Annotated in this window: 17 protein-coding genes; 7 read left to right on the forward strand and 10 right to left on the reverse strand. The window is 48.3% G+C overall.

What is annotated here, in order from left to right:
* Nucleotides 1-47: 47 nt before the first annotated feature.
* The 6 genes from BMZ51_RS06630 to betI all read right to left on the reverse strand — a co-directional run bounded on the left by BMZ51_RS06630 (nt 48) and on the right by betI (nt 6,354).
* Complete coding sequence (locus BMZ51_RS06630; RefSeq protein ID WP_068005003.1) at nt 48-764, reverse strand: GntR family transcriptional regulator; 717 nt, start codon at nt 762-764, stop codon at nt 48-50.
* 365 nt (nt 765-1,129) lie between these two features.
* Nucleotides 1,130-1,567, reverse strand: coding sequence for a PaaI family thioesterase (locus tag BMZ51_RS06635; protein ID WP_068005005.1), 438 nt, complete (start codon nt 1,565-1,567; stop codon nt 1,130-1,132).
* 33 nt (nt 1,568-1,600) lie between these two features.
* On the reverse strand, nt 1,601-2,005 hold the full coding sequence (locus BMZ51_RS06640; protein WP_068005007.1) for a MarR family winged helix-turn-helix transcriptional regulator: 405 nt from the start codon (nt 2,003-2,005) through the stop codon (nt 1,601-1,603).
* Nucleotides 2,006-2,555: 550 nt separating this feature from the next.
* Entirely contained in the window at nt 2,556-4,052 is a 1,497-nt protein-coding gene (gene betB, locus BMZ51_RS06650; RefSeq protein ID WP_068005283.1) for a betaine-aldehyde dehydrogenase, read from the reverse strand.
* Nucleotides 4,053-4,067: 15 nt separating this feature from the next.
* On the reverse strand, nt 4,068-5,717 hold the full coding sequence (gene betA, locus BMZ51_RS06655; protein WP_068005009.1) for a choline dehydrogenase: 1,650 nt from the start codon (nt 5,715-5,717) through the stop codon (nt 4,068-4,070).
* 37 nt (nt 5,718-5,754) lie between these two features.
* Nucleotides 5,755-6,354 carry a transcriptional regulator BetI gene (gene betI, locus BMZ51_RS06660; protein WP_068005011.1) on the reverse strand — a complete coding sequence of 200 codons (600 nt, stop codon included), beginning with the start codon at nt 6,352-6,354 and terminating at the stop codon, nt 5,755-5,757.
* A 272-nt stretch (nt 6,355-6,626) separates the two neighbouring features.
* Between betI and BMZ51_RS06665 the strand changes: the two genes are divergently transcribed.
* The 6 genes from BMZ51_RS06665 (at nt 6,627) to BMZ51_RS06690 (ending at nt 13,030) form a co-directional block, all read left to right on the forward strand.
* The gene (locus tag BMZ51_RS06665) at nt 6,627-7,583 is read left to right on the forward strand and encodes a choline ABC transporter substrate-binding protein (protein ID WP_139201347.1); all 957 of its coding nucleotides are present in this window, start codon (nt 6,627-6,629) and stop codon (nt 7,581-7,583) included.
* A 114-nt stretch (nt 7,584-7,697) separates the two neighbouring features.
* A complete protein-coding gene (gene choW / locus BMZ51_RS06670) occupies nt 7,698-8,546 on the forward strand; it encodes a choline ABC transporter permease subunit (protein WP_068005013.1) in 849 nt (282 codons plus the stop codon).
* Nucleotides 8,543-9,586: a choline ABC transporter ATP-binding protein gene (gene choV, locus BMZ51_RS06675; RefSeq protein WP_068005015.1), complete on the forward strand. Its 1,044-nt coding sequence runs from the start codon at nt 8,543-8,545 to the stop codon at nt 9,584-9,586. The genes choW and choV overlap by 4 nt, the downstream gene beginning before the upstream one ends.
* A gap of 174 nt (nt 9,587-9,760) precedes the next feature.
* Entirely contained in the window at nt 9,761-10,921 is a 1,161-nt protein-coding gene (locus BMZ51_RS06680) for a DUF898 family protein (protein WP_068005017.1), read from the forward strand.
* A 2-nt stretch (nt 10,922-10,923) separates the two neighbouring features.
* Nucleotides 10,924-12,042 carry a M48 family metallopeptidase gene (locus tag BMZ51_RS06685; RefSeq protein WP_068005019.1) on the forward strand — a complete coding sequence of 373 codons (1,119 nt, stop codon included), beginning with the start codon at nt 10,924-10,926 and terminating at the stop codon, nt 12,040-12,042.
* Between the two features lie 115 nt (nt 12,043-12,157).
* Nucleotides 12,158-13,030 (forward strand): N-formylglutamate amidohydrolase, encoded by an 873-nt coding sequence (locus BMZ51_RS06690; RefSeq protein WP_208979334.1) that lies wholly within the window; start codon nt 12,158-12,160, stop codon nt 13,028-13,030.
* A 55-nt stretch (nt 13,031-13,085) separates the two neighbouring features.
* Here BMZ51_RS06690 and fabF read toward each other — a convergent pair whose 3' ends face one another.
* From fabF to BMZ51_RS06705, 3 genes are all read right to left on the reverse strand, one after another.
* Complete coding sequence (fabF, locus tag BMZ51_RS06695) at nt 13,086-14,360, reverse strand: beta-ketoacyl-ACP synthase II (RefSeq protein WP_068005023.1); 1,275 nt, start codon at nt 14,358-14,360, stop codon at nt 13,086-13,088.
* A gap of 842 nt (nt 14,361-15,202) precedes the next feature.
* Nucleotides 15,203-16,372, reverse strand: coding sequence for a glycosyltransferase (locus BMZ51_RS06700; protein WP_068005025.1), 1,170 nt, complete (start codon nt 16,370-16,372; stop codon nt 15,203-15,205).
* Between the two features lie 565 nt (nt 16,373-16,937).
* The gene (locus BMZ51_RS06705) at nt 16,938-18,065 is read right to left on the reverse strand and encodes a CPBP family glutamic-type intramembrane protease (RefSeq protein WP_161941213.1); all 1,128 of its coding nucleotides are present in this window, start codon (nt 18,063-18,065) and stop codon (nt 16,938-16,940) included.
* Between the two features lie 539 nt (nt 18,066-18,604).
* Here BMZ51_RS06705 and BMZ51_RS06710 point away from each other — a divergent pair.
* Nucleotides 18,605-19,492, forward strand: a complete 888-nt coding sequence (locus tag BMZ51_RS06710) for an ABC transporter six-transmembrane domain-containing protein (protein WP_068005030.1) — start codon at nt 18,605-18,607, stop codon at nt 19,490-19,492.
* A gap of 82 nt (nt 19,493-19,574) precedes the next feature.
* Here the strand turns inward: BMZ51_RS06710 and BMZ51_RS06715 are convergent, their stop codons facing one another.
* Nucleotides 19,575-20,153: a TetR/AcrR family transcriptional regulator gene (locus BMZ51_RS06715; protein WP_068005032.1), complete on the reverse strand. Its 579-nt coding sequence runs from the start codon at nt 20,151-20,153 to the stop codon at nt 19,575-19,577.
* Nucleotides 20,154-20,316 lie beyond the last annotated feature (163 nt).

The raw sequence follows: 20,316 nt of genomic DNA on the forward strand, positions 1-20,316 counted from the left end.
ATATTGTCCTGGCAAAGGGCTCTCTACAAAAAATCAAAGAGAGTTCTTTAGACTGATAACTCTCGAAATGTGTGCTCTGACATCCAGCGGTCAAACAGGAAGCTAACATGCTCTCGTGCAGCTCTTGCTGCTTCTTCCGGCGAGCCCTTGCAATGGCTTTCTATGATCGTAATATGTTTTTCATGGATACTCGATCCATCAAGCGGGATATCTCTGTGCGATAGTGTTACGCGGTGCATGTGCAGCGCGCAACGCTCCAAAATAGGCTCGAGCCCCTTTAAGTTTGCTTGACTAAACAGTGTAGCATGGAAGAGCCGATCATATGCACTGCACAGAAATATCTCATTGTCATCAGCAGCTTGGCACATGGCATCTAAAATTTCAAAGAGCCGGTCGCGCACCGTACTTGAAATTTTTGAGGCAATCATGCGTCCAGCTTGCTCTTCCAGTTGCATGCGGATTTTTACGATCTCGACCGCTTCTGCATGGCTGATCCCAGCAATGCGTGTGCCTTTGTAATCATGGCGAACCACTAAGCCTGACTGCTGCAGTTTAAATAGAGCCTCACGTACGGTTCCCTGCGCGCAATCACATGCATCTGCCACTTGTTGCTCAGCAATCGCGTCGCCCGGTTTGAGCGCGCCAACAATTATCTGTTCCTCCAGATAATTATAGACTGCGTCGCTTTTCCGGTTGCTGGAAGTTGACCAGGGAGAAATTCCAAAGCGGGAAATAAGGGATCGGTCAGAGTTCGAGTGCAACATGGTTCAAACCGCTTTGTTTTGGCATGAGGTTATTCCGAAAGCGCGTTGGGGAAATTTAACGTCGGAGTTCTCAATGCAGGATTACACGCAGCACGTATAGCGTGTATTGTCATATATATGCAATTGTAAAATATGACCTGCTGCAGCGCGGTGTATTATTGCGCTTCTATCTGATTGTCTTATTGATCACTTCTGGCGTGCGATTATATCAGGATCTTTATGCTAAAATATTGTAATTTTAGGTGAATTCTAATCTCTACTTCAATTTCTGCTAGTCATGGGAATAATTAATTAAGCTGGCTAAGTTGTCCACAATAGGAGAAGCACATAGAGGTTAGTATGTGCTTCTTTTCCGATTTATACACCTAGTCTTCTGGCTTAATCATGACAGTTCCGGAAGCATAGGCATAGATTTTCCCATTTTCATCGATGATTTCACCTACAGAAATGCCTGTTTGGCGCGTCATGCTGATAACGCGAGCTTCTGCGTAAAGCGCTTGACCGACTGAAATTGGTCGGATGTACTTGACGTTGATTTCAGAGGTCCCACGAAAACTGAACGCGTCCTTAAGTTTGGTCTGAACCGCGAGGGAGATCACAGTATCCAAAGCTGTGGCTGCGTAGCCCCCGTGGACAGTGCCGCCAGGATTAACATGATCGTTAGTTGGAGTGCATGTCATCCGGACAAATCCATCCTCAATGCGGTCCATGTCCACGTTCATAGTCACCGCCATTGCCGGGCGGTTCCCTGTTTTTTTTAAGCTCTGTAGGAAATCCAGACCTGATATAACTCTTGCATCCATTGTTCTAATCCGTCCTCTTGAAAATTTCTGCGATTAAAAGCGCCTCAGAAATGCCTTAAGTTCATCCTTATCGTCGTCGTTCAGACCGCTAAGAAATTTTGAGTTTGCGTCTTCGGTTAAACTGTCGAGCAAACTGGCAATGCTGCGACCCTGCTCAGTAAGTAAGATATGTTGGGTACGTCGATCCTCAGGGCTTGCCCTGCGCTCAAGGTATCCGGCGGGACTAAGCCGATCTAACACTCCTGTTAGTGTGGCATTGTCCAGCTCAGATGCTTTGCTGAGCTGTGAAGTCGTGCAACCGTCCTGCAATGCAAGCGCTTGCAACACCATTGATTGAACCGGTGTAAGTCCAAGCCCTTCAAGCTGCTTTTTATAAAAGCGGGCGCTACGCCTGGCACTGCGTGAGAGCAAGTAAAAAATGCAGTCATTTCCGTGCATGGGCGGCCCTTATATATTTTGTATGCCAAATATTTGCATACAAAATATATTGCAGTAAATGATACTTTGGAGGAAGAGAGAAAGCGACAGGCGCACCTGACGCCTCCGCCCTATGAGCGGTTAGGACGCTTTTCGAGTTTTAGGCAGCATGACTTCAAAACCTTCAAAGCGAGGCCCACCAAGAAAGAATTTGGCGCGTTGAGCGGCTCGCTTTTCGTTGGCCTTATAGAGGTGTCGGCTCACCGTTGTTTTATGGCGACAAACAAGAGCGCAAAAACCATAAAACAGAATCCCATAATCATACTCACTGCGATTGTTAACATAGCGTCCTCCCTAAATGCGCTAGTCGTCTCTTCTAGGTTGGACCGAGATAAGCACTGGGAATATTAGCAATGTATGTGGATTGAATTTCAGGGATTGCCTAGGGCGTTTTGCAATAAAACCGAAGCTTCAGCAGTCGCATTGCCTCAGTATTATTAGGCCTTTAAAATGAAAATAGGAGCCGAAGCCCCTATTCTCTTGTGTTTATCTTGGTGCGTGAGTAACTCGCTTACCAGCCAGCCTCAACATCTCCCATCTCAACATAGATACTTTTGACCTGAGAGTACTGGTCCAATGCCCACTGGCCGTTCTCGCGTCCAATACCGGAATTTTTGAAGCCACCAAACGGCATTTCTACTGGTGTCAGGTTGTAGTTGTTGATCCAGCATGTGCCAGCTTCCAACTGATCAATAACCCGGTAAGCGCGCTGAATGTCTTTGGTGAACACCGCAGCTGCAAGACCGAATTCGGTGTCGTTAGCGCGGCGGATGACATCTGCTTCACCATCAAAGTCCAGCACACACATCACGGGACCAAAGATCTCTTCGCAAGCAATGCGCATGTCGTCTTTAACTTCGGTGAAGACTGTTGGTGCAACAAAGAGGCCTTCGCCTAAACCGTCGACCTGTGGCCGGTTGCCTCCAGTAAACAGCACCGCACCTTCGCTTTGCCCAACACTGATGTAATCCATCACTTTGTCTAGCTGCGGCTTGGAAACCAGTGGGCCAAGCTGAGTATCTTCATTCATCGGGTCACCAATGATGATTTTCTCAGTCCGCTCTTTGAGGCGCTTGAGGAATTCAGCTTTGATAGAGGAGTGAACAAAAACACGTGTGCCGTTAGAGCAGATCTGACCGGTGGAGTAGAAGTTACCGTTCATTGCTGCTGCAACTGCGTTGTCGATATCGCTGTCTTCAAACACGATGATAGGAGACTTGCCGCCCAGCTCAAGGCTCATATGTTTAAGCTGTGAAGATGCTTTCTCAGCAACCTTCTTGCCTGTTGGTACAGAACCCGTCAGGGAAACCTTGGCAATCTCAGGGTGAGCGACCAACGTAGCAGCGGCATCCCGGTTTGCTTGTACAACGTTAAACACACCATCTGGAAGCCCAGCTTCACGGAAGATTTCAGCCAGTTTAAGCGCAGACAGGCAGGTCACTTCAGAAGGTTTGAAGATCATTGCATTGCCAGCGGCCAGAGCCGGTGCAGCCTTCCATGCTGCGATCTGGATCGGGTAATTCCAAGCGCCGAGACCAAGGCAAATGCCCAATGGCTCACGCTTTGTCATGGCGTAAGAGCCGCCCAGATCAATGTGCTCACCGTTCGTCGTTGCAGCAACACTTGCAAAATACTCCAGCGCTTCCGCACCAGAAGCAGCATCTGCTACGAGAGTTTCTTGAAGCGGCTTGCCCGTATCAAGCGTTTCCAACTCGGAAAGCTCGCGGTTGCGCTCACGCATAAGGTCGGCTGCTTTGCGCAGAACACGGGAGCGCTCGGAAGGTGCGGTAGAACGCCAGATCGCAAACCCGGCACGTGCAGCAGAAACGGCCTTGTCCACGATTGAAGGCGTTGCGGAGTGAACCCGCGCAATCACTTCCTGTGTTGCAGGGTAAAGGCTCAGGATCTCCTCACCCGTTGTATCTTCAACGTAAGTGCCGCCGATGAAGTGAGAACCACTAGGCTGAGCACGTAGGGTTTCGTTTGTCAGAGTATCTGTTTTCGTCATTTTTAAATCCAACACTTACCGTTGTTCTGTCTGCCAGTTTGGGTGTACCCATGCCTGCTGGTCACTGGCAGGAAGCATACCTTTTCCTAAAATATGGTCAGCAGCCTTTTCGCCAACCATGATTGAAGGTGCATTGAGGTTGCCGTTTGTAATCTGCGGGAATATGGAGCTGTCTGCAACGCGCAAGCCGTCGACGCCAATGACGCGACATTCGCTATCAACCACCGCACTTGCGTCAGAAGCATCGCCCATTTTACAGGTGCCACATGGGTGGAAAGCACTTTCCGCATGCTCTTTGATGAAGGCATCAAGCTGATCATTCGTTTGAACATCACTGCCCGGCTGGATTTCCTTACCGCGGTACTGGTCAAATGCCTTTTGTCCAAAGAGCTCGCGCGTCAAGCGGATGCACTGACGGAAGTCTTCCCAATCGTCTTCATGGCTCATGTAGTTAAACAAGACGTTTGGTTTGTCCATAGGGTCTGCTGATTGCAGTGTCACGGAGCCGCGAGACTTTGAACGCATTGGACCAACATGAACCTGGTAACCGTGCCCCTCTGCTGCTGCCTGTCCGTCATATCGGACCGCAAATGGCAAGAAGTGGAACTGAATGTCAGGGTACTGCACACCAGCTTTGGAGCGAATAAAGCCGCAAGTTTCAAAGTGGTTTGTTGTGCCCAGTCCAGCTTTACCAAACAACCACTGTGCACCGATCAGGCCTTTAGAAATCAAATTCCAGTGCTTAAAGAGCGTAATAGGCTGCGTACAGGCCTGCTGAATGTAAAGCTCCAGGTGGTCCTGAAGGTTTGCACCAACGCCTTTGCGGTCCGCAACCACATCAATTCCAAGAGCAGAAAGAGCACTCGCATCACCAATACCAGAATGCATTAGCAGTTTTGGTGAGTTGATTGAAGAAGCTGAAACGATGACCTCGCGGGTGCATTTGAGCTGATGCACCTGGCCTCCTCGCATGTATTCAACACCAACAGCGCGTTTGTCTTCCATAAGGACACGCAGTACGCGCGCTCCGGAAATGGTCTCCAGGTTTTTGCGACCTTTGATCGGCCATAAATATGCGTTGGATGCAGACCAGCGGCGGCCCTTGTGCACCGTCATTTCCATATCGCCAAAGCCTTCTTGGCGATAACCGTTGTAGTCTTCAGTACGGGCGTATCCAGCCTCTTCACCTGCCTGCACGAATGCATCGTAAAGTGGGTTCCAGCGTGTGCCACGAGAAACATAAAGAGGTCCGGACTTGCCGCGCCAGCCAGCCTCGCCCTTTGTGTTCTCAAGACGCTGGAAGTAAGGGAGAACATCCTGGTAGCCCCAGCCCTTCGCACCCATCTCTTCCCAGGTGTCAAAGTCGCAGGCATTACCGCGCACATACACCATACCGTTAATGGAGGAAGAGCCGCCAACCACTTTTCCGCGTGGCAACGCAAGCTTTCGTCCACCCAGATGTGGCTCGGGCGCACTCTCATAGCCCCAATCATAACGGGACATGTTCATAGGGTAAGACAGCGCCGCAGGCATCTGGATGAAGGGGCCGATATCCGAACCACCGAACTCCAGCAAAACGACTTTGTTCTGGGGATCTTCAGAAAGCCGGTTCGCCAGAGCGCATCCAGCAGAGCCTGCACCTATTATAATGAAATCTGCGGTCATTGTTTTCTCTTGGGCTTATTAGCCGTATTCCGGTTTATTATGGGGTCTCGGGAGCGTTAAAGCTCTTGAGGCATTTCTGGACGTAATCCTGCACCAATATGGTCGCTGGAGCGCCATCTGAGTGACTGGTCGTCAGCACACATTGCAGCCAGAGTCCGTCAATCATCGCCGCGGTGCCCTCCGCGGCTGCAATTGCTGCGTCGCGGTCAGTTAGGCGATGGTATTCTGCGGTGAGGTTGGAGATCAGCCTGCGATGGTAGATCTGCAAAAGGCGGCGAGTTTCCGGTTCAATGCGTGCGACAACATAAAATGCAAACCATGCTGAGATGATTGAGGGCTGGAACTGCTCGTTGCTAAAGTTGGTATGAATGATCGCGTCGATCCGTTCTACCGGTGACTTTGCTTTTAACAAACGCTTTCGAGACTGCTTGCTCAAGTCCTTAAGCAAATAGCTCATGGTTGCATTGAAGACAGCTGCTTTTGAGCCAAAGTAGTGATGCGGAAGACCCGTTGAAACAACAGCATTCTTGGCAATATCTGCCATAGTGGTCGCAGCGTAACCCTTTTCATGGATAGCTTTGATAGTGCCCATGATAATCGAGTTTTTGCGTTCCTCTTCCATTCCAACTTTAGGCATGTGCAGCACACTCACTTCGGATTTATTTTTATTGAACGTTCAATCAATAAAAATAGTTCTTAGATCATTTTGGAGCATTTGAAAAGTAAAGCCTTCGATTTCATCGTAATTTATATATCGGCAAGTCCTTGCCTTTAGTCCAGCGTGTGTTTATTAGCTTATGTGAACCACGAAATTTGAAAATTTAATTGTTTGACAGGGAATGGTTAGGCTGTGTTTTCTACCAAAAATTCCTGTTTTACTGAATAAATATCGAAAATGGGGATATATACATGGGTGTTGCTAGTAAACTGATAAAGAAACTGTCCACTTCTGCTTCGGTACTATTACTAATCACTGGATCAACTTTCGCCGCAGAAGCAGAAGCCTGTAAAACGGTCCGCTTCTCCGACGTGGGCTGGACTGACATCACAGCCACCACAGCAACTGCAACATCAGTTTTGGACGCGCTTGGTTATGAAACAGATGTAAAAGTACTATCTGTTCCAGTGACTTATGCATCCTTAGCAAATAATGATATCGATGTGTTCCTTGGCAATTGGATGCCAACAATGGAAGCTGATATCACCAAATATCGTGAAGCTGGTACCGTCGATACTGTGCAAACCAACCTGGTTGGCGCCAAGTATACTTTGGCTGTTCCTAAGTATACCTACGATAAGGGTTTGAAGGACTTTGCAGACATCGCAAAATTCTCTGGAGACCTTGATGGCGAGATTTACGGCATCGAAGCTGGTAACGACGGCAACCGTTTGATCCTCGATATGATCGAGAAAAATTCATTCGGTTTGAAAGAATTTGATCTGGTCGAATCCTCTGAGGCTGGCATGTTGTCCCAGGTCGCGCGTAAAACTCGCAAAGACCAGGACATCGTCTTCCTCGGCTGGGCACCGCATCCAATGAACTCCAATTTCGAACTGAAGTACCTCACCGGTGGTGACGAGTTCTTTGGCCCGAACTTTGGTGGTGCAGACGTTCTTACCAACACGCGCGCTGGCTACTCTGCTGAATGTGCGAACATGGGCAAGTTCCTTCAAAACCTCACCTTCTCCCTTGAAATGGAGAACGAGATCATGAACGGAATCCTCAATGATGGTGAAGAGCCAACAGACGCTGCAACAGCTTGGATCAAGAAGAACCCTGAGTCTCTTGATAAATGGCTTGCTGGCGTGACTACTTTTGACGGTAAAGATGGCTTGGCTGCTGCGAAAGCTGCATTCGGCCTCTAGGCATCATTACTGAGAATAGATTGTGAGGCGGATGCGATGAAATCGCGTTCCGCCTCATGCCGTTTTCCATGGCGCAAATGCGCTGACACACAATAATAAAATCTGAGGTTTCCCGTGGAGTGGCTGACAGAGCACAAACTACCTATCGGCAAATGGGCCAAATGGGCAGTTGACTGGCTCACTGACAATGCAAGTGGCTTTTTTGATGCAATTTCCGTTGCAATTGAATGCCTTATCGAAAGCGTCCTTTGGCTGTTACAAGCCCCTCACCCGCTCGGGATTGTTGTTATCGCAACAGGCCTTGCATTTGTTGTCAGACGGTCCTTTGTTTTCTCTGCGTTTGTCGCGCTCAGCCTGTTGTTGATCATCAACCAGGGATACTGGGACGAAACGACAGAAACACTGGCGCTTATTCTAAGCTCCACCTTCATTTGTATGCTGATCGGCATTCCGGTCGGTGTGTATTCCGCTCATCACCCCAAGTTCTTCTCTTGGGTGCGTCCTGTTCTGGATTTGATGCAGACAATTCCGACCTTTGTTTATCTGATCCCTGCCCTGATCCTGTTTGGTCTCGGTGTTGTTCCAGGTCTGATCTCGACAGTGGTCTTTGCTTTGCCTGCTTCTATTCGCCTGACACAGATCGGGGTGGCCTCTACGCCGCAACATTTGCTGGAAGCTGGCGAAGCCTTTGGCGCGACTTACTGGCAAAAGCTCTTCAAAATCGAGCTTCCATTTGCGCTGCCTAATATCATGGCTGGCCTGACACAGACCATCATGTTGTCCCTGTCCATGGTTGTGATCGCCGCCCTTGTTGGCGCGGACGGCCTTGGCGTGCCAACACTTCGTGCATTGAACACAGTGAACATCGCAAAAGGATTTGAAGTTGGTATCGCAATCGTTCTGATTGCTATTGTGCTCGACCGTTTCTTCAAAAGCTCAGAAGATAAGGGTGGCAAAAAATGACCAATCCTGTTGTTTCCTTCAAAAACCTTTCCATTGTTTTCGGCGATCAGCCTGACGCTGCCCTGCCCTTAATTGACGCCGGCAAAACCCGCGCTGAAATTCAGGACCAAACCGGCCAGCTGGTTGGTGTTGCCAACGCAACCTTCGACATCCAGCAGGGCGAACTTCTCGTTCTCATGGGCCTGTCCGGTTCTGGCAAGTCCACCCTGCTCCGCGCCATCAATGGACTTAACAAGGTCTGCCGTGGCGAAGTGCTCGTTGCTGATGATGGCGAGCAGGTCAACCCAACCACCTGCTCTACCTCGCGCCTGCGTAAACTACGCCGCGAACGTGTTGCCATGGTATTCCAGCAGTTCGGCCTTCTGCCTTGGCGTACAGTGCGTGATAACGTCGGTTTTGGTCTGGAGCTTTCCGGCATTCCAAAAGCTGAGCGCTTGCAGCGTGTTGAAGAGCAATTGGAACTTGTTGGCCTTGGTGACTGGGGCGATCAGTATGTGCATGAGCTTTCTGGCGGTATGCAACAACGTGTTGGCCTTGCGCGTGCATTTGCAACAGATGCGCCAATTCTTTTGATGGATGAGCCCTTCTCAGCGCTGGATCCCCTTATCCGTAGTCGTTTGCAGGATGAGCTGCTGGAGCTGCAGGAAAGACTACACAGAACCATCGTGTTCGTGAGCCATGATCTCGACGAAGCTGCCAAAATCGGCAACCGCATCGCGATCATGGAAGGTGGTCATGTAGTGCAGATCGGTACTCCGCAGGAAATCGTGAAGAAACCAGCTGATGAGTATGTTGAGTCCTTCGTCGCACACATGAACCCGCTCAATGTTCTGCATGCAGAAGACGTCATGACTGATCTCTCGCAGATGAGTGCTGATGTGATCGTGGGCGTTGAAGAGATGCCAAAGTGCACAGCAAAGCAGATGATCCGCGAAGTGATTGAAATGAAACGCCACAGCGCAGGTCCAATCGCGGTTTATCGCGGAGACCGCCCGGTCGGTATCATTCGCGAACAGGAAATCATGGACTGCTTCGTTTAAGAGGCAGAACATGCATCGATTCGACACAGGCGCATCTGCAAAGATGCGCCTGTTTTCGTTAGCCTAAGAGTTGCTTTAGAAGAATAATGCTCACTCAACCCTCGGGTGTTTGCGTAATTTGACGAGTGGAATTACAGAGAAAGACGTTTTTATTTAAATAAATTGGATCGTGCCATGACTATTGAAGTTGCTCAGGAAAATCCGGGTTCACCAAAGCGGAGTTATATTCTCTTTTCTGGTGGTTTGTTCTTCGGACGTATTATGGCATGGGTCACTCTGACGGTTGCCACGCTGGGTATTTATCGCTTCTGGGCGATGACGGGCCTGCGCAGATCTCTTTGGTCCGCGACCCACCTGGAAGGTGATCATCTTCGCTACCATGGCACGGGCAAAGAGCTTTTCATTGGTTTTCTGATTGCTCTGGCGATCCTGATACCATTCTACGCGCTTGGTTTCGGCCTCCAGTTTATGGGGCCGATTGCAACAATCGTTGGTTTCGGTATCATGTTTGTTGTTGGTTTTCTGCTGACACCCTACGCACTGTTCCGCCGCCGCCGATACCTGCTGACCCGTACAAGCTGGCGCGGCATTCGCTTCCACATGCAAGGCTCTGCATGGCGTTATGTAGGCGCATGGCTTTTCTGGACTATCTTGTCAGTCATTACTTTGGGTATCGCTTTACCATGGCGCATGGCCAAGCTGGACAGAATGCTGACTGAAGTCAGTTACTTCGGAAACCAGCGTTTCAGTTATTCAGCGACAGCGAAGGACTACTTCCGGGCATTGGTACTTGTTTATGCGATCTTGTTTTTCCCAGGTATCATTTTGTTATTGGCAACAGTATTCACGCAAGGTAAATCACTTGCCTTGCTGCCTATAGTTCTAGTCCTCGCAGTGTTCTTAATGCCTCTTGCTATGGCAAGCATCTTCCGCCTGCAAGTCAACTCCACAAAGATCGGCGATGTCGGCTTTGAGAGCTATATCGGCGCTTCCAAATTCTACGGTGCCTACATTATTCATGGCGTGCTCGTCGGCGTGGGTGTTTCAATTGTAGGTGCGATTGGTACTGTGTTGGCTCTAACCGTTGGAGTCCAACTAGAGCCGCAGAATGGCTTTTTCAGCCTGGCTTTCCTGCCAGTTTTTGCCCTTTATTACGGTGTGCTTCTCTTCGCAAACATGATGGTTTTGCAAGTTATGCTGTTTGAGTGGAAGATGAGCAGCATGGTAGTCATCAACGCGCACAGCGTAAAGGATGCAATTGCTGCTGGTGATTTGGAAAATGCAGTCGGCATGGGGCTCGCTGATACACTTGATGCAGGATTTGAAGTGATCTGACCATGAAGCTACTGCTTGGAAACGCTGAGTTCTTTGACGGCATGTCTGCAGCTGTACGCAACTGTCAGATCTGGTTTGACTATGATGAGATGGTCCTGACAGATCAGGCGGGCGATCAGGAATATGTGCGCTGGCCTGCTGCGAAACTGCACTGTGATTGGAGCTCTCCAACGGTTATGCTTGTAGAGCAAAACTCGGCCCGAACTACCGCTTACATCAAGATCACTGAGGATGAACTCGCTAAAACCGTTGAGCGGAAAATCCGCTTGGTGGCAGGCCTTCCAAAGCGGGAAAACACCAAGAAGATCGTGTTTGGCAGCCTGGCATCCATCGCTCTGATTGCTGTTGCGCTGATTTACTTCCTCCCTGCATTCTCCAAATACGCCGTCCACAACGTTCCGAAGTCCTGGGAGGAAAAGCTTGGCAAGAATGTAGAAGAGACGCTGATCCCCGCGTTCAGCGAAGAGAAGATCTGCAACGCCGCCTCAGGACAAGCCGCGCTTGAGCAAATGGCAAAGCGCCTCACAAAGGGTATGGAGTTGCCGTTTGATCCGGTGATGACAATGGTTGAAAGCAAGATACCCAACGCTCTTGCCCTTCCCGGAGGTCGGATCACTATCCTTTCAAAGACGCTTGAAGTGGTTGATAGTCCGGATGAACTTGCAGCAGTGCTGGCGCACGAGCTTGGTCACGTCAAACACCGCCATTCCATGCAGCGGCTCATAAATGTAGCTGGAACCGGTATTGTCTTTTCCATGTTTATCGGAGACTTCACGGGCGGCAGCATCATCGCCAGTGTGGGTGAAGCTATGCTCGATAGCTCTTATTCCAAAGATATGGAGCGTGAGGCAGACTTATTTGCGGTTCAGATGCTGAAAAAAGCTGGTGTTGATCCCACTGGATTGGCCAGTTTCCTGCAGAAAGTCTCGCAAGGGCATGAGCACAACAGCGCGCTGAAAGAAGCTCTGAGTTTTCTCTCCAGCCACCCATCGACGCAAGAGCGCGTTGATACTCTAAATCAAATTTCACACCCGCAGAGCGCCAATACGCCGACCCTGAGCGACCCGCAGTGGGAAAACCTGAAAAACATCTGCTCGAAGACTTCCGACCTGAGCGCTTAAGAGTCTGAGGTTGGGAGGAACCCTCGCCAATCCTAAGGAGAATTGCCTCCTGTCCTGTTTTTGCTTGCCGCTTGAATGACGGTTGGTGAGCTTCAAGTTACGAGAGGGATACAGATTGCCTCAATCCATTAAGAATATTCTCCAAGTTCACCGCCCGACATCAGTGACCAGCCCATTGGTCTTCGACTCTCCTCATTCTGGTGAATTTTATCCTGATGACTTCAAGGCGTGCGTACCAGCATCACTTTATAAACGTGCGGAGGACCGCTATGTCCATGAACTCTTTGAGAAGGCACCAGAAACGGGCGGTGTTTTTCTGGAGGCATTGTTCGCGCGGATATATATAGATCTGAACCGAAGCTCGGATAACATCAGTCCGCAGAGGATCAAGGGCTGGAGGAGAGAGACAAAACCAGATTCCCGCAGTGATCTTGGTAAAGGCTTAATCTGGACAGAAGCGTCACCAACAGGTGAGGCTCTATATGACCGAGAGCTGAGCGTAGGTGAGATTGAAAACCGGATTGATAGCTACTACACGCCATATTACGACGCACTCACACGGCTGATGGAGCAGGCTCAAACAAAGTTTGGTGTCGCTTACCATCTCGATTGCCACAGCATGCAGCAATTTTCGACCGTTATGTATGAAGACGGGGCAGGGCAAAGGCGTCCTGATATCACCCTGAGCGATCGCGATGGTACGACGTGTGACCCTGAATATATCCAAGCAGCTCGAGATATTCTTAACAGTCTTGGATACGATGTGAAGATCAATGACCCATACAAAGGGGCCGAACTGATTATTCACACAGGACGCCCATCCCAAAACTGGCACGCAGTTCAAATCGAGGTCAATAGAGGCCTATATTTGAATGAAGAGACACTTGAAAAACTCCCGAACTTTGAAAACCTTCAACGTGACTTAGGTGCCTTCGTGATGCAGCTATCAGCCTATACAAAACAGAAAATCCACCAGCCTCAGTCATAGAAAGAAAAGGGGCTCCAACCTGTTTGATGTGGAGCCCGCTCTAAAACGCCTGAACCTATGGCGCGTCTATCGCTTTGACAACCAAAGAGGCGTTCACTCCACCAAAGCCGAAGGCATTACACAGGGCGTGGTCGATTTTGGCTGTCCGTCCCAAGTCCGGAATAAAGTCCAGATCTTCGTTTCCAGCATCAGCGGACTTGAAGTTAAGCGTTGCCGGTAATTTTCCGGTTCGCACTGCAAGTGTGGAGAAAATCGCTGCAACACTACCAGCTGCACCCAAAAGGTGGCCCGTCGCTGACTTGGTGGAGGAAATAGGCGTACTGGCTAAGGACTCGCCAAAAATGCTGCGCAGGGCGGCTATTTCTCCAGAATCGCCCACGGGCGTGGAAGTTGCATGGCCGTTGATATAGCCAATTTGGTCTGCCTTACACCCGGCGTGAGATAACGCCCGCCCGATCGCCAGCGCATGCCCGCTACCATCTTCCGGTCCAGCGGTCAGGTGGTAGGCATCGGCGCTCGCGCCATAGCCCGCAAGGATGACAAGCGGTGTGGCTCCACGTTTTTTCGCGTGGGAGAGCTTCTCAATGACCATCAACCCTGCACCCTCTGAAAGCACAAAGCCTGAGCGCGTGCTGTCGTAGGGCCGTGAAGCTGTTTCCGGATTGTCATTTTCCGTAGAGAGAGCGCGGGCAGCATTAAAACCACCAATCGCCAGCCGGTCCACACACGCTTCTGTTCCGCCAACAAGGGCAACATCAGCTTCACCATTGGCGATAATGCGCATGCCGTCGCCAACACCCTGAAGGCCCGCTGCACAAGCTGTAACCGGTGAGCCAATCGGCCCACGGAAACCATAGCGAATGGAAATATTGCCTGCAGCAAGGTTGCCGAGAAACTGCGGGACGACAAAAGGAGAGAGCCTGCGTGGGCCTTTGCTGTCGAGGGTGCGAACCGCTTGCGTAATGGCTGGAAAGCCGCCGATGCCGGTGGCAATAATTGTTGCTGTCCGGTCCTTTTGCGTCTGTGTTGCAGGAGACCAGTTTGCCTGTGTCAAAGCTTCCTCAGCCGCGGCCAGCGCATAGAGCGTGAACAAGTCGATCTTTTTGCGATCCTTCACACTCACAACACTATTTGGATCAAGGCCAAATTCATTTTCTGTGTGGTCAGGAATAAGACCGGCGATACGGGTTGGCAAATCATCCGTTTCAAAACGGTCATTGGCTCGTATGCCGGATCGACCACTTAATAACGCTTCCCATACAGGATCTACCCCACACCCGAGAGGAGTTACGAGTCCCATACCGGTGACAACAATTGGATCCTCAGACATCTTATCTCCTTATAGTGTATGCGCCATAATTACCTTCAAGAAAGTCATAAACACATGAAGGAGCGCAATCACATGTGATTTTGGAAGACCTCATAAAGTAGTTCTCATCTATACCTGTGATGCAAACATACCTATGAATTTCTATTGTGTAGTTTTACTCTAAAATCAGCATCCATTTTATGGAATAGGCCGCGAAAATGGCCAGCTTATCTGCAGAATCTCTACGGAAGTCGGTTCCGATCATTCCCTAAAGTATATGTAGCAAAAAGCCTGTTTCAAGTATGACACCCTAAACAGGGCGCAGATTTGTCTTCGTCGAAGGGGGTAAACAGCAAACTCTTCATGGCGTGGCTTCAGGCGAAACTTGCGGTTAGATATTCAGGGTGGGGTCACATTTGAAGCGCGACAGCGATACAAATCAGTTAGTTGGATTTTTGTTCTAACCAGTTATTATAAGAAGGACTAGCTGCTTGAGGCGTATCTGCCAAGGTGAGCTGAGGCGCAGCTTTCTCGCCGCTATTTTTACTAAGCTGATAGTCTCTTCACACCTAAGCAGCCTATGCCGCCCACACATGGTAACCACCCTTAGCTTCATTTCACCCACCGCTGATTGCGCCCAACACTCCACAACACTGCTTGCAAACAGAATTTACATTAAGACGTTGAGTTTAATGAGGAAATATGGTGCACCCGGCAGGATTCGAACCTGCGGCCTCTGCCTTCGGAGGACGGTTACCGATGTGAAAGTTGGCGATTTCTCTATAGGTTTCACAGCTTTGAATATGTTCTTACTCTCCAGCCACCAGCGGAGGGAACTTGGGCCTCATGCCAGAAGTAAGCTGCTAATCTGGGTTTCGTTGCTCAATATCTTGTGAGATTTGCTTTAGGATCGATTTGATTTCAAGATCTGATCTAAAGGGAGAAGCTCTTCTTTTCTGATCAGGAGACCAATTCTCCAACATCCTGTTTAATTTAGGTAATAGATCATCATGGTTGGCATAGTGCTCACCTCTCCCGAGGCTCTCTACAAATTCCACATTGGGAACTTCTTGCGGCAACGTTGTTTTATTGAGTTCTAATAGGACATCATTACCCTTGGCGATCGCTTCTAATGCAGCTCCAGGACCAGGCTTTCCTATCATAATTGAGCTGAGCTCCATGATGCGGTCCACATGTTTGATAAAACCAAAAGTCAACTTTGGATATGATAATTCCATCTTATCGATCTTTCTTTGGATATGGCTAGAATGTCCGCAAAGAAAGAGTACCTGTATAGGTCTTGATGCGTTTTCAAGACACTTCGCAATATTGTACATCTTCGGAGAGCCATACCCTCCAAAAAAAACAACGATGGTCGCTTTGTCCGAATGCAATTTGAGTTTAGCGGCTAATCTTTTGGAGTGAATTGGGTGCTGGTGAAAGAAAGGTGTTCTCAAGACGGGGCCACTTAATAAAAACGGCTTCTTGATATCTCTTTTCTGCGATATTTTGTAGGCAGAGCGACCAAAGGTACAAAAATAATCCGCTTTATGAGGGATCCATGTATCGGCGTATATTTCTTTTAGATCACTCATGACGACTAAGAACGGGATGCCTAAAGCAGAGGTTTGCTGTCCCAAAATATCGTTGAAAATTGGGATAACGCTGATCACTAAATCAGGCTTTTCATGGGATAGATAATCAAGAAAAATAGCATTAATGCGTGTAGTGTTCTTATCTAGAATGTATACTGAGAGTGGCCCTAAAATACGGTGTAATGGACCGAGAAACTTTAGGTTGGATAGCGTGGTATTATAAATTCGTTCTCCCATTATGCCGGTGATTGAAATGACAATATCAGAAAGCGAAAACTTTCTTCGTTTTAGGTGGGGTGATGATGGTGAAAATATCTCCTTGTATGGGTTAACAAGAGAGATACCTTGCCGCATATGTTCGGGAGCACATTGTACTAAGCCTTTTGCAGTAGCCCGATGACCACTTCCAGCATCTGCGACAAATAATAGGGTTTTCATCGACGGTCTCTCTTATTGGAGGTTGTCGCAATCCACAGCATGAATTGCCCTCCTTTTCAAGGAGAATTATTTTTGTTATTTAAGTAAAACAAATATATATGTAAGGTAATAAAGTTTACCTTGTTATTCTGTGTAATTAAAAATTACATATTGTAAATTATTTCATATTTTATGCTTATTATGCAGAGTGCAACTTGCTTTTGTGATGTGGATACTCTTATGAGATGAAAATATATGCAGTAAAGCGCATTAAATATTTTCAAATTACACAATATTTTGAGAGTAAATGATCGTTGGAGGGAGCGTACTTACAATTCCGGTATATAGAAAAAGTGCCAGTGTGCGGTCAAAGCTAGATGTTCTAGCGCGTTGGGGATGTATTGATTTGAACAGTGTGTAACCTGCTTGCCTAAGGCGCTCTTTGATAGAACTGCATACCAGTCTTGTTCAAAGACAAAGTTTGAGGCATCGAGATACTCAACATAGCACACCAGGCGCCCCTAAAACCCAGCGACCATTATTGGCTCTTTGGTATTCCTAGGCTTTATTGCAAAGAATTTGCGCCCTAATTTGGTCTGATCAGTCCAAACCAATAAAATGCAGCAGTGCCTAAGAGGATATGGCTTACAATAACCATGAGAAGTGAGCGTTTCCGTTGAAAAATCCAACCCCAATATAAGCTGATTGGAAACGTCAACAGAACTGCCCAGACATTAAACATAATGTGAGATACTGAGAAGCATATTGCGATAATTAGGTTCGAAAGAGGCATGGAGTAAGGTTGGCGCGCGCCCAGAACAGTTTCCAGTGAAACCTGCAGGCAGCTACGGAATAGAAATTGCTGAATCGGAGCTAGAAAGAAGATGTAGCCTAGAAACCCAAGGTTGATGAGCCATAGGGTTTCATATTTAAAATGGGTCTCATCTGAAAGGGCAAAGATCGAGAAAGCAGCTTCAGAGGGATAAAGTAACATTCGCACACCCACCATTGCGACAAAGGGTGGCAGGCTTATAAGTAGTGCCCAGACAAGCTGCGTTGATATGTTGAAAAAATACAACCCTCTCATAAGCTTAGGAAGTCGCATTTGTCGTGTATATACGTACAAAATCGGGGCTGTGATCATAGCAAAGGCAAATGGTGTGATCTGAGTTACGTTGCTATATTCATGAATGTCTAAGATATAGCGGGTTGAGAATGTGGAGATCACATTCAGAAATGAGAGCGCAACAACAGTGACCATCATAATCATACCGAAAGCGCGCAAACGTTGCTCACTCAGTAGAAACTCTTCCAAAAGAAAGTGTCTTTGGAACACGGTAAGTGGCTTTTCAAGTGAACCTATTTGCTCAGATATAAGTCGGTTGCCCTGATCCGATACAGGGAATTTTCCATTTCTGTCCCATTCAATGTATGCGATGATGACATCGTCTTCTGCAACGAGCCTTCTGGTTGAGCATTGAAACTTTTGAGCAGCCATAATGTAGGAAACGCCACCAATCAGCCCCCCTTTATGCACTTTGCGTCTGACCTCACCTTCCTTACCCTGTTCTCCCGAGTGTAAGCCTACGGTGCCAGAAATGACCAGAATGAGTGTGTCAGCAGGAAAGCCAAACTCAACAATGCATTGACCTTTTGGTACACGATAGAAGCGCAAATGAACCTCAAGCTCTTCTAACGCGTTTCGTAATGGCATTGCTTGATCTCTAATGAGCCGGTTTGCATCCTCTCTGATCCTGGTGAGTTCCTCACCCTCCGTGATTTCAATGCAATTGAAATATTTCCTCATAATGGATCTGGCTCCGGGTCATCAGTGAGACAGCAATTTCGGCCCATTTTGGGCCAGCGTGACTTCCACCCTTTGGGACCTGTGAAAGACTAGAGGCCAGTTTTGATTAATTTACTAATATAGCTGCTTAACTTTTCTGATGAAGTCACCTGCCAGGTCCATATTATAAGCAAATGCACGGTTAGCCTTTGATCTATCGGATTGAAGAAGTGTCCTGTTTGCGCAGGTGACCGTCGTTTATAAGTGGCTCCGCTCCTACTGCGCACCCGTGCTTCTTAGAAATACGAAAAAATTAACTTAAGAAGTGTTGGAATTGTCCAGTTTGACTTTCTAGACAATACAAGCACACCAATAAAAATGAGACATATTTGTCTTGATTTTTCACTATGAGACGAATATGTCTCATTATTAACGGAATTAACTTAGTCTGCTTTGGGTGTTGAGTAATGCTTGGTGAACATGTTCTTTGGTCAATTTTTAGGCGTTTCAAAATGCCCTTAGTATTCATATTCACGCTGCTCAGCATCGAGAATGTGGTTATGGTGTTGACCCCTTTTCTACTGGGATTGGCAATTGACGGGCTGTTATCCGGTAATTTTACGCCTGTTTTCTGGCTCGGTAGTTTGCTTGTTAGCGGTATTGTTGTCGGAACGGGTCGCAGGTTCTTCGACACACGATGTTACGGCAGCATTTATGCCAAGCTTGCCTCTGAAAATGCGGTCAATGGTTGGAATAAGGGACAGTCGGTCTCCTCATTGTCTGCTCGATCAGAGCAAATCCACGAAATGGTGAGCTTTGTCGAAGTAGAGCTGACGCAAAGTTATAATGCTGTGATCAAGATTGCCGGGGCGCTGCTGATGCTTTCCATCGTGGACTTGTACCTTTTAGTCGGTTGTTTGATTTCTGCCGGGATAATCGGGCTTATCTACATCATCAGCCACAAGCGCATCTTCCGACTTAATCGTGGGCTGAATGATCAGCACGAAAAACAGGTTCTGACGTTGGAAAAGAGAAATGCACTCAAGATGCAATGTCATTTCAAGTGTATGACGCGCTGGTCCATTCGCCTCTCGGACCTTGAGGCGCGCAATTTTGCACTGATTGACCTGGTTGCAATTGCCCTTGTGCTTGGCTCGCTCTGGGTTGCCGCATCTGGTGGGCAGGCAACACCTGGTTCGATCTTCGCCATCCTCGCCTATGTTCTTGAATTTGTCGAAGGAAGCTACTTGCTGCCATTGGCCTTCCAACAGTTTGTCAGACTGAACGAGATCACCTCACGCCTTACCATTTCGCCCTCTCGTTCAGAGGAGACACTTGATGAGCTTCCTTCTTGAAAAATCCTTTGGCTCGCTGCTTTGGAGAAAAAGTGATGAAGCCTTGATATTACTGTCGATAGTGAGAACTAGCTTATCTGCCCTAAGCTCTTGCAGGCTTTACCCCAACACCTTCAAAAAAAGTAGTGGCCAGGAGAGCCGTCATTTCATCAGTGGTCACTTCACCTTCGGTAACCAGCTCCCATGCAGAGAAGATGAGCGCGTCATAACAATCAGCAATCCAGCGAGTTGGCAGATCTTTGCGGATATCGCCGTCTTCTTTTGCTTGCTCGACTGCCTCAATAGCTGCCCCATCCAGCCACTCGGCGCGGTAGTCTTTACTCAAAACCTTGTCCGCCTCTACCCAAAACGTAGCCATGAACCGGATCCGGTCTGCTAGGGGTAGCAGCAGCTCAAGCCCGCGGATCATCGCCCGCTTCCCCCGTAGGTTCTCTTTGTCCATCGGGGCCAAGGCCTTGATGATATCCTCAAGACTCACCTTCAAAATCTCTTCAATCAACACCTCACGAGAGGCAAAATGACGATAAAGCGTAGCACGACCAATACCCGCAATCTCTGCAATTTCCGTGAGGGTTGCAGAAGGATTTTGCGGCAGTTCGGTGATACCGGTTTCGATCAGGGCCCTGCGAGATTTAACGACTCTTTTGTCACGCAGTAACATATCCACTCCTCTTTATGAGACGTACTTGTCTCTTTACTTAGTGATGTGATACAAGATCGTCTCACAAATAGAAAGTCTAGACAATCAACGTGCGCTAGATGAAGCCTACTGCCTCGCTGCTGGGCAGTTTTCTCATAAAGAAGCCTTTGTGACTTTTGCTCGG

The organism is Pseudovibrio axinellae (assembly GCF_900110875.1).
Classification (GTDB): Bacteria; Pseudomonadota; Alphaproteobacteria; order Rhizobiales; family Stappiaceae; genus Pseudovibrio; species Pseudovibrio axinellae.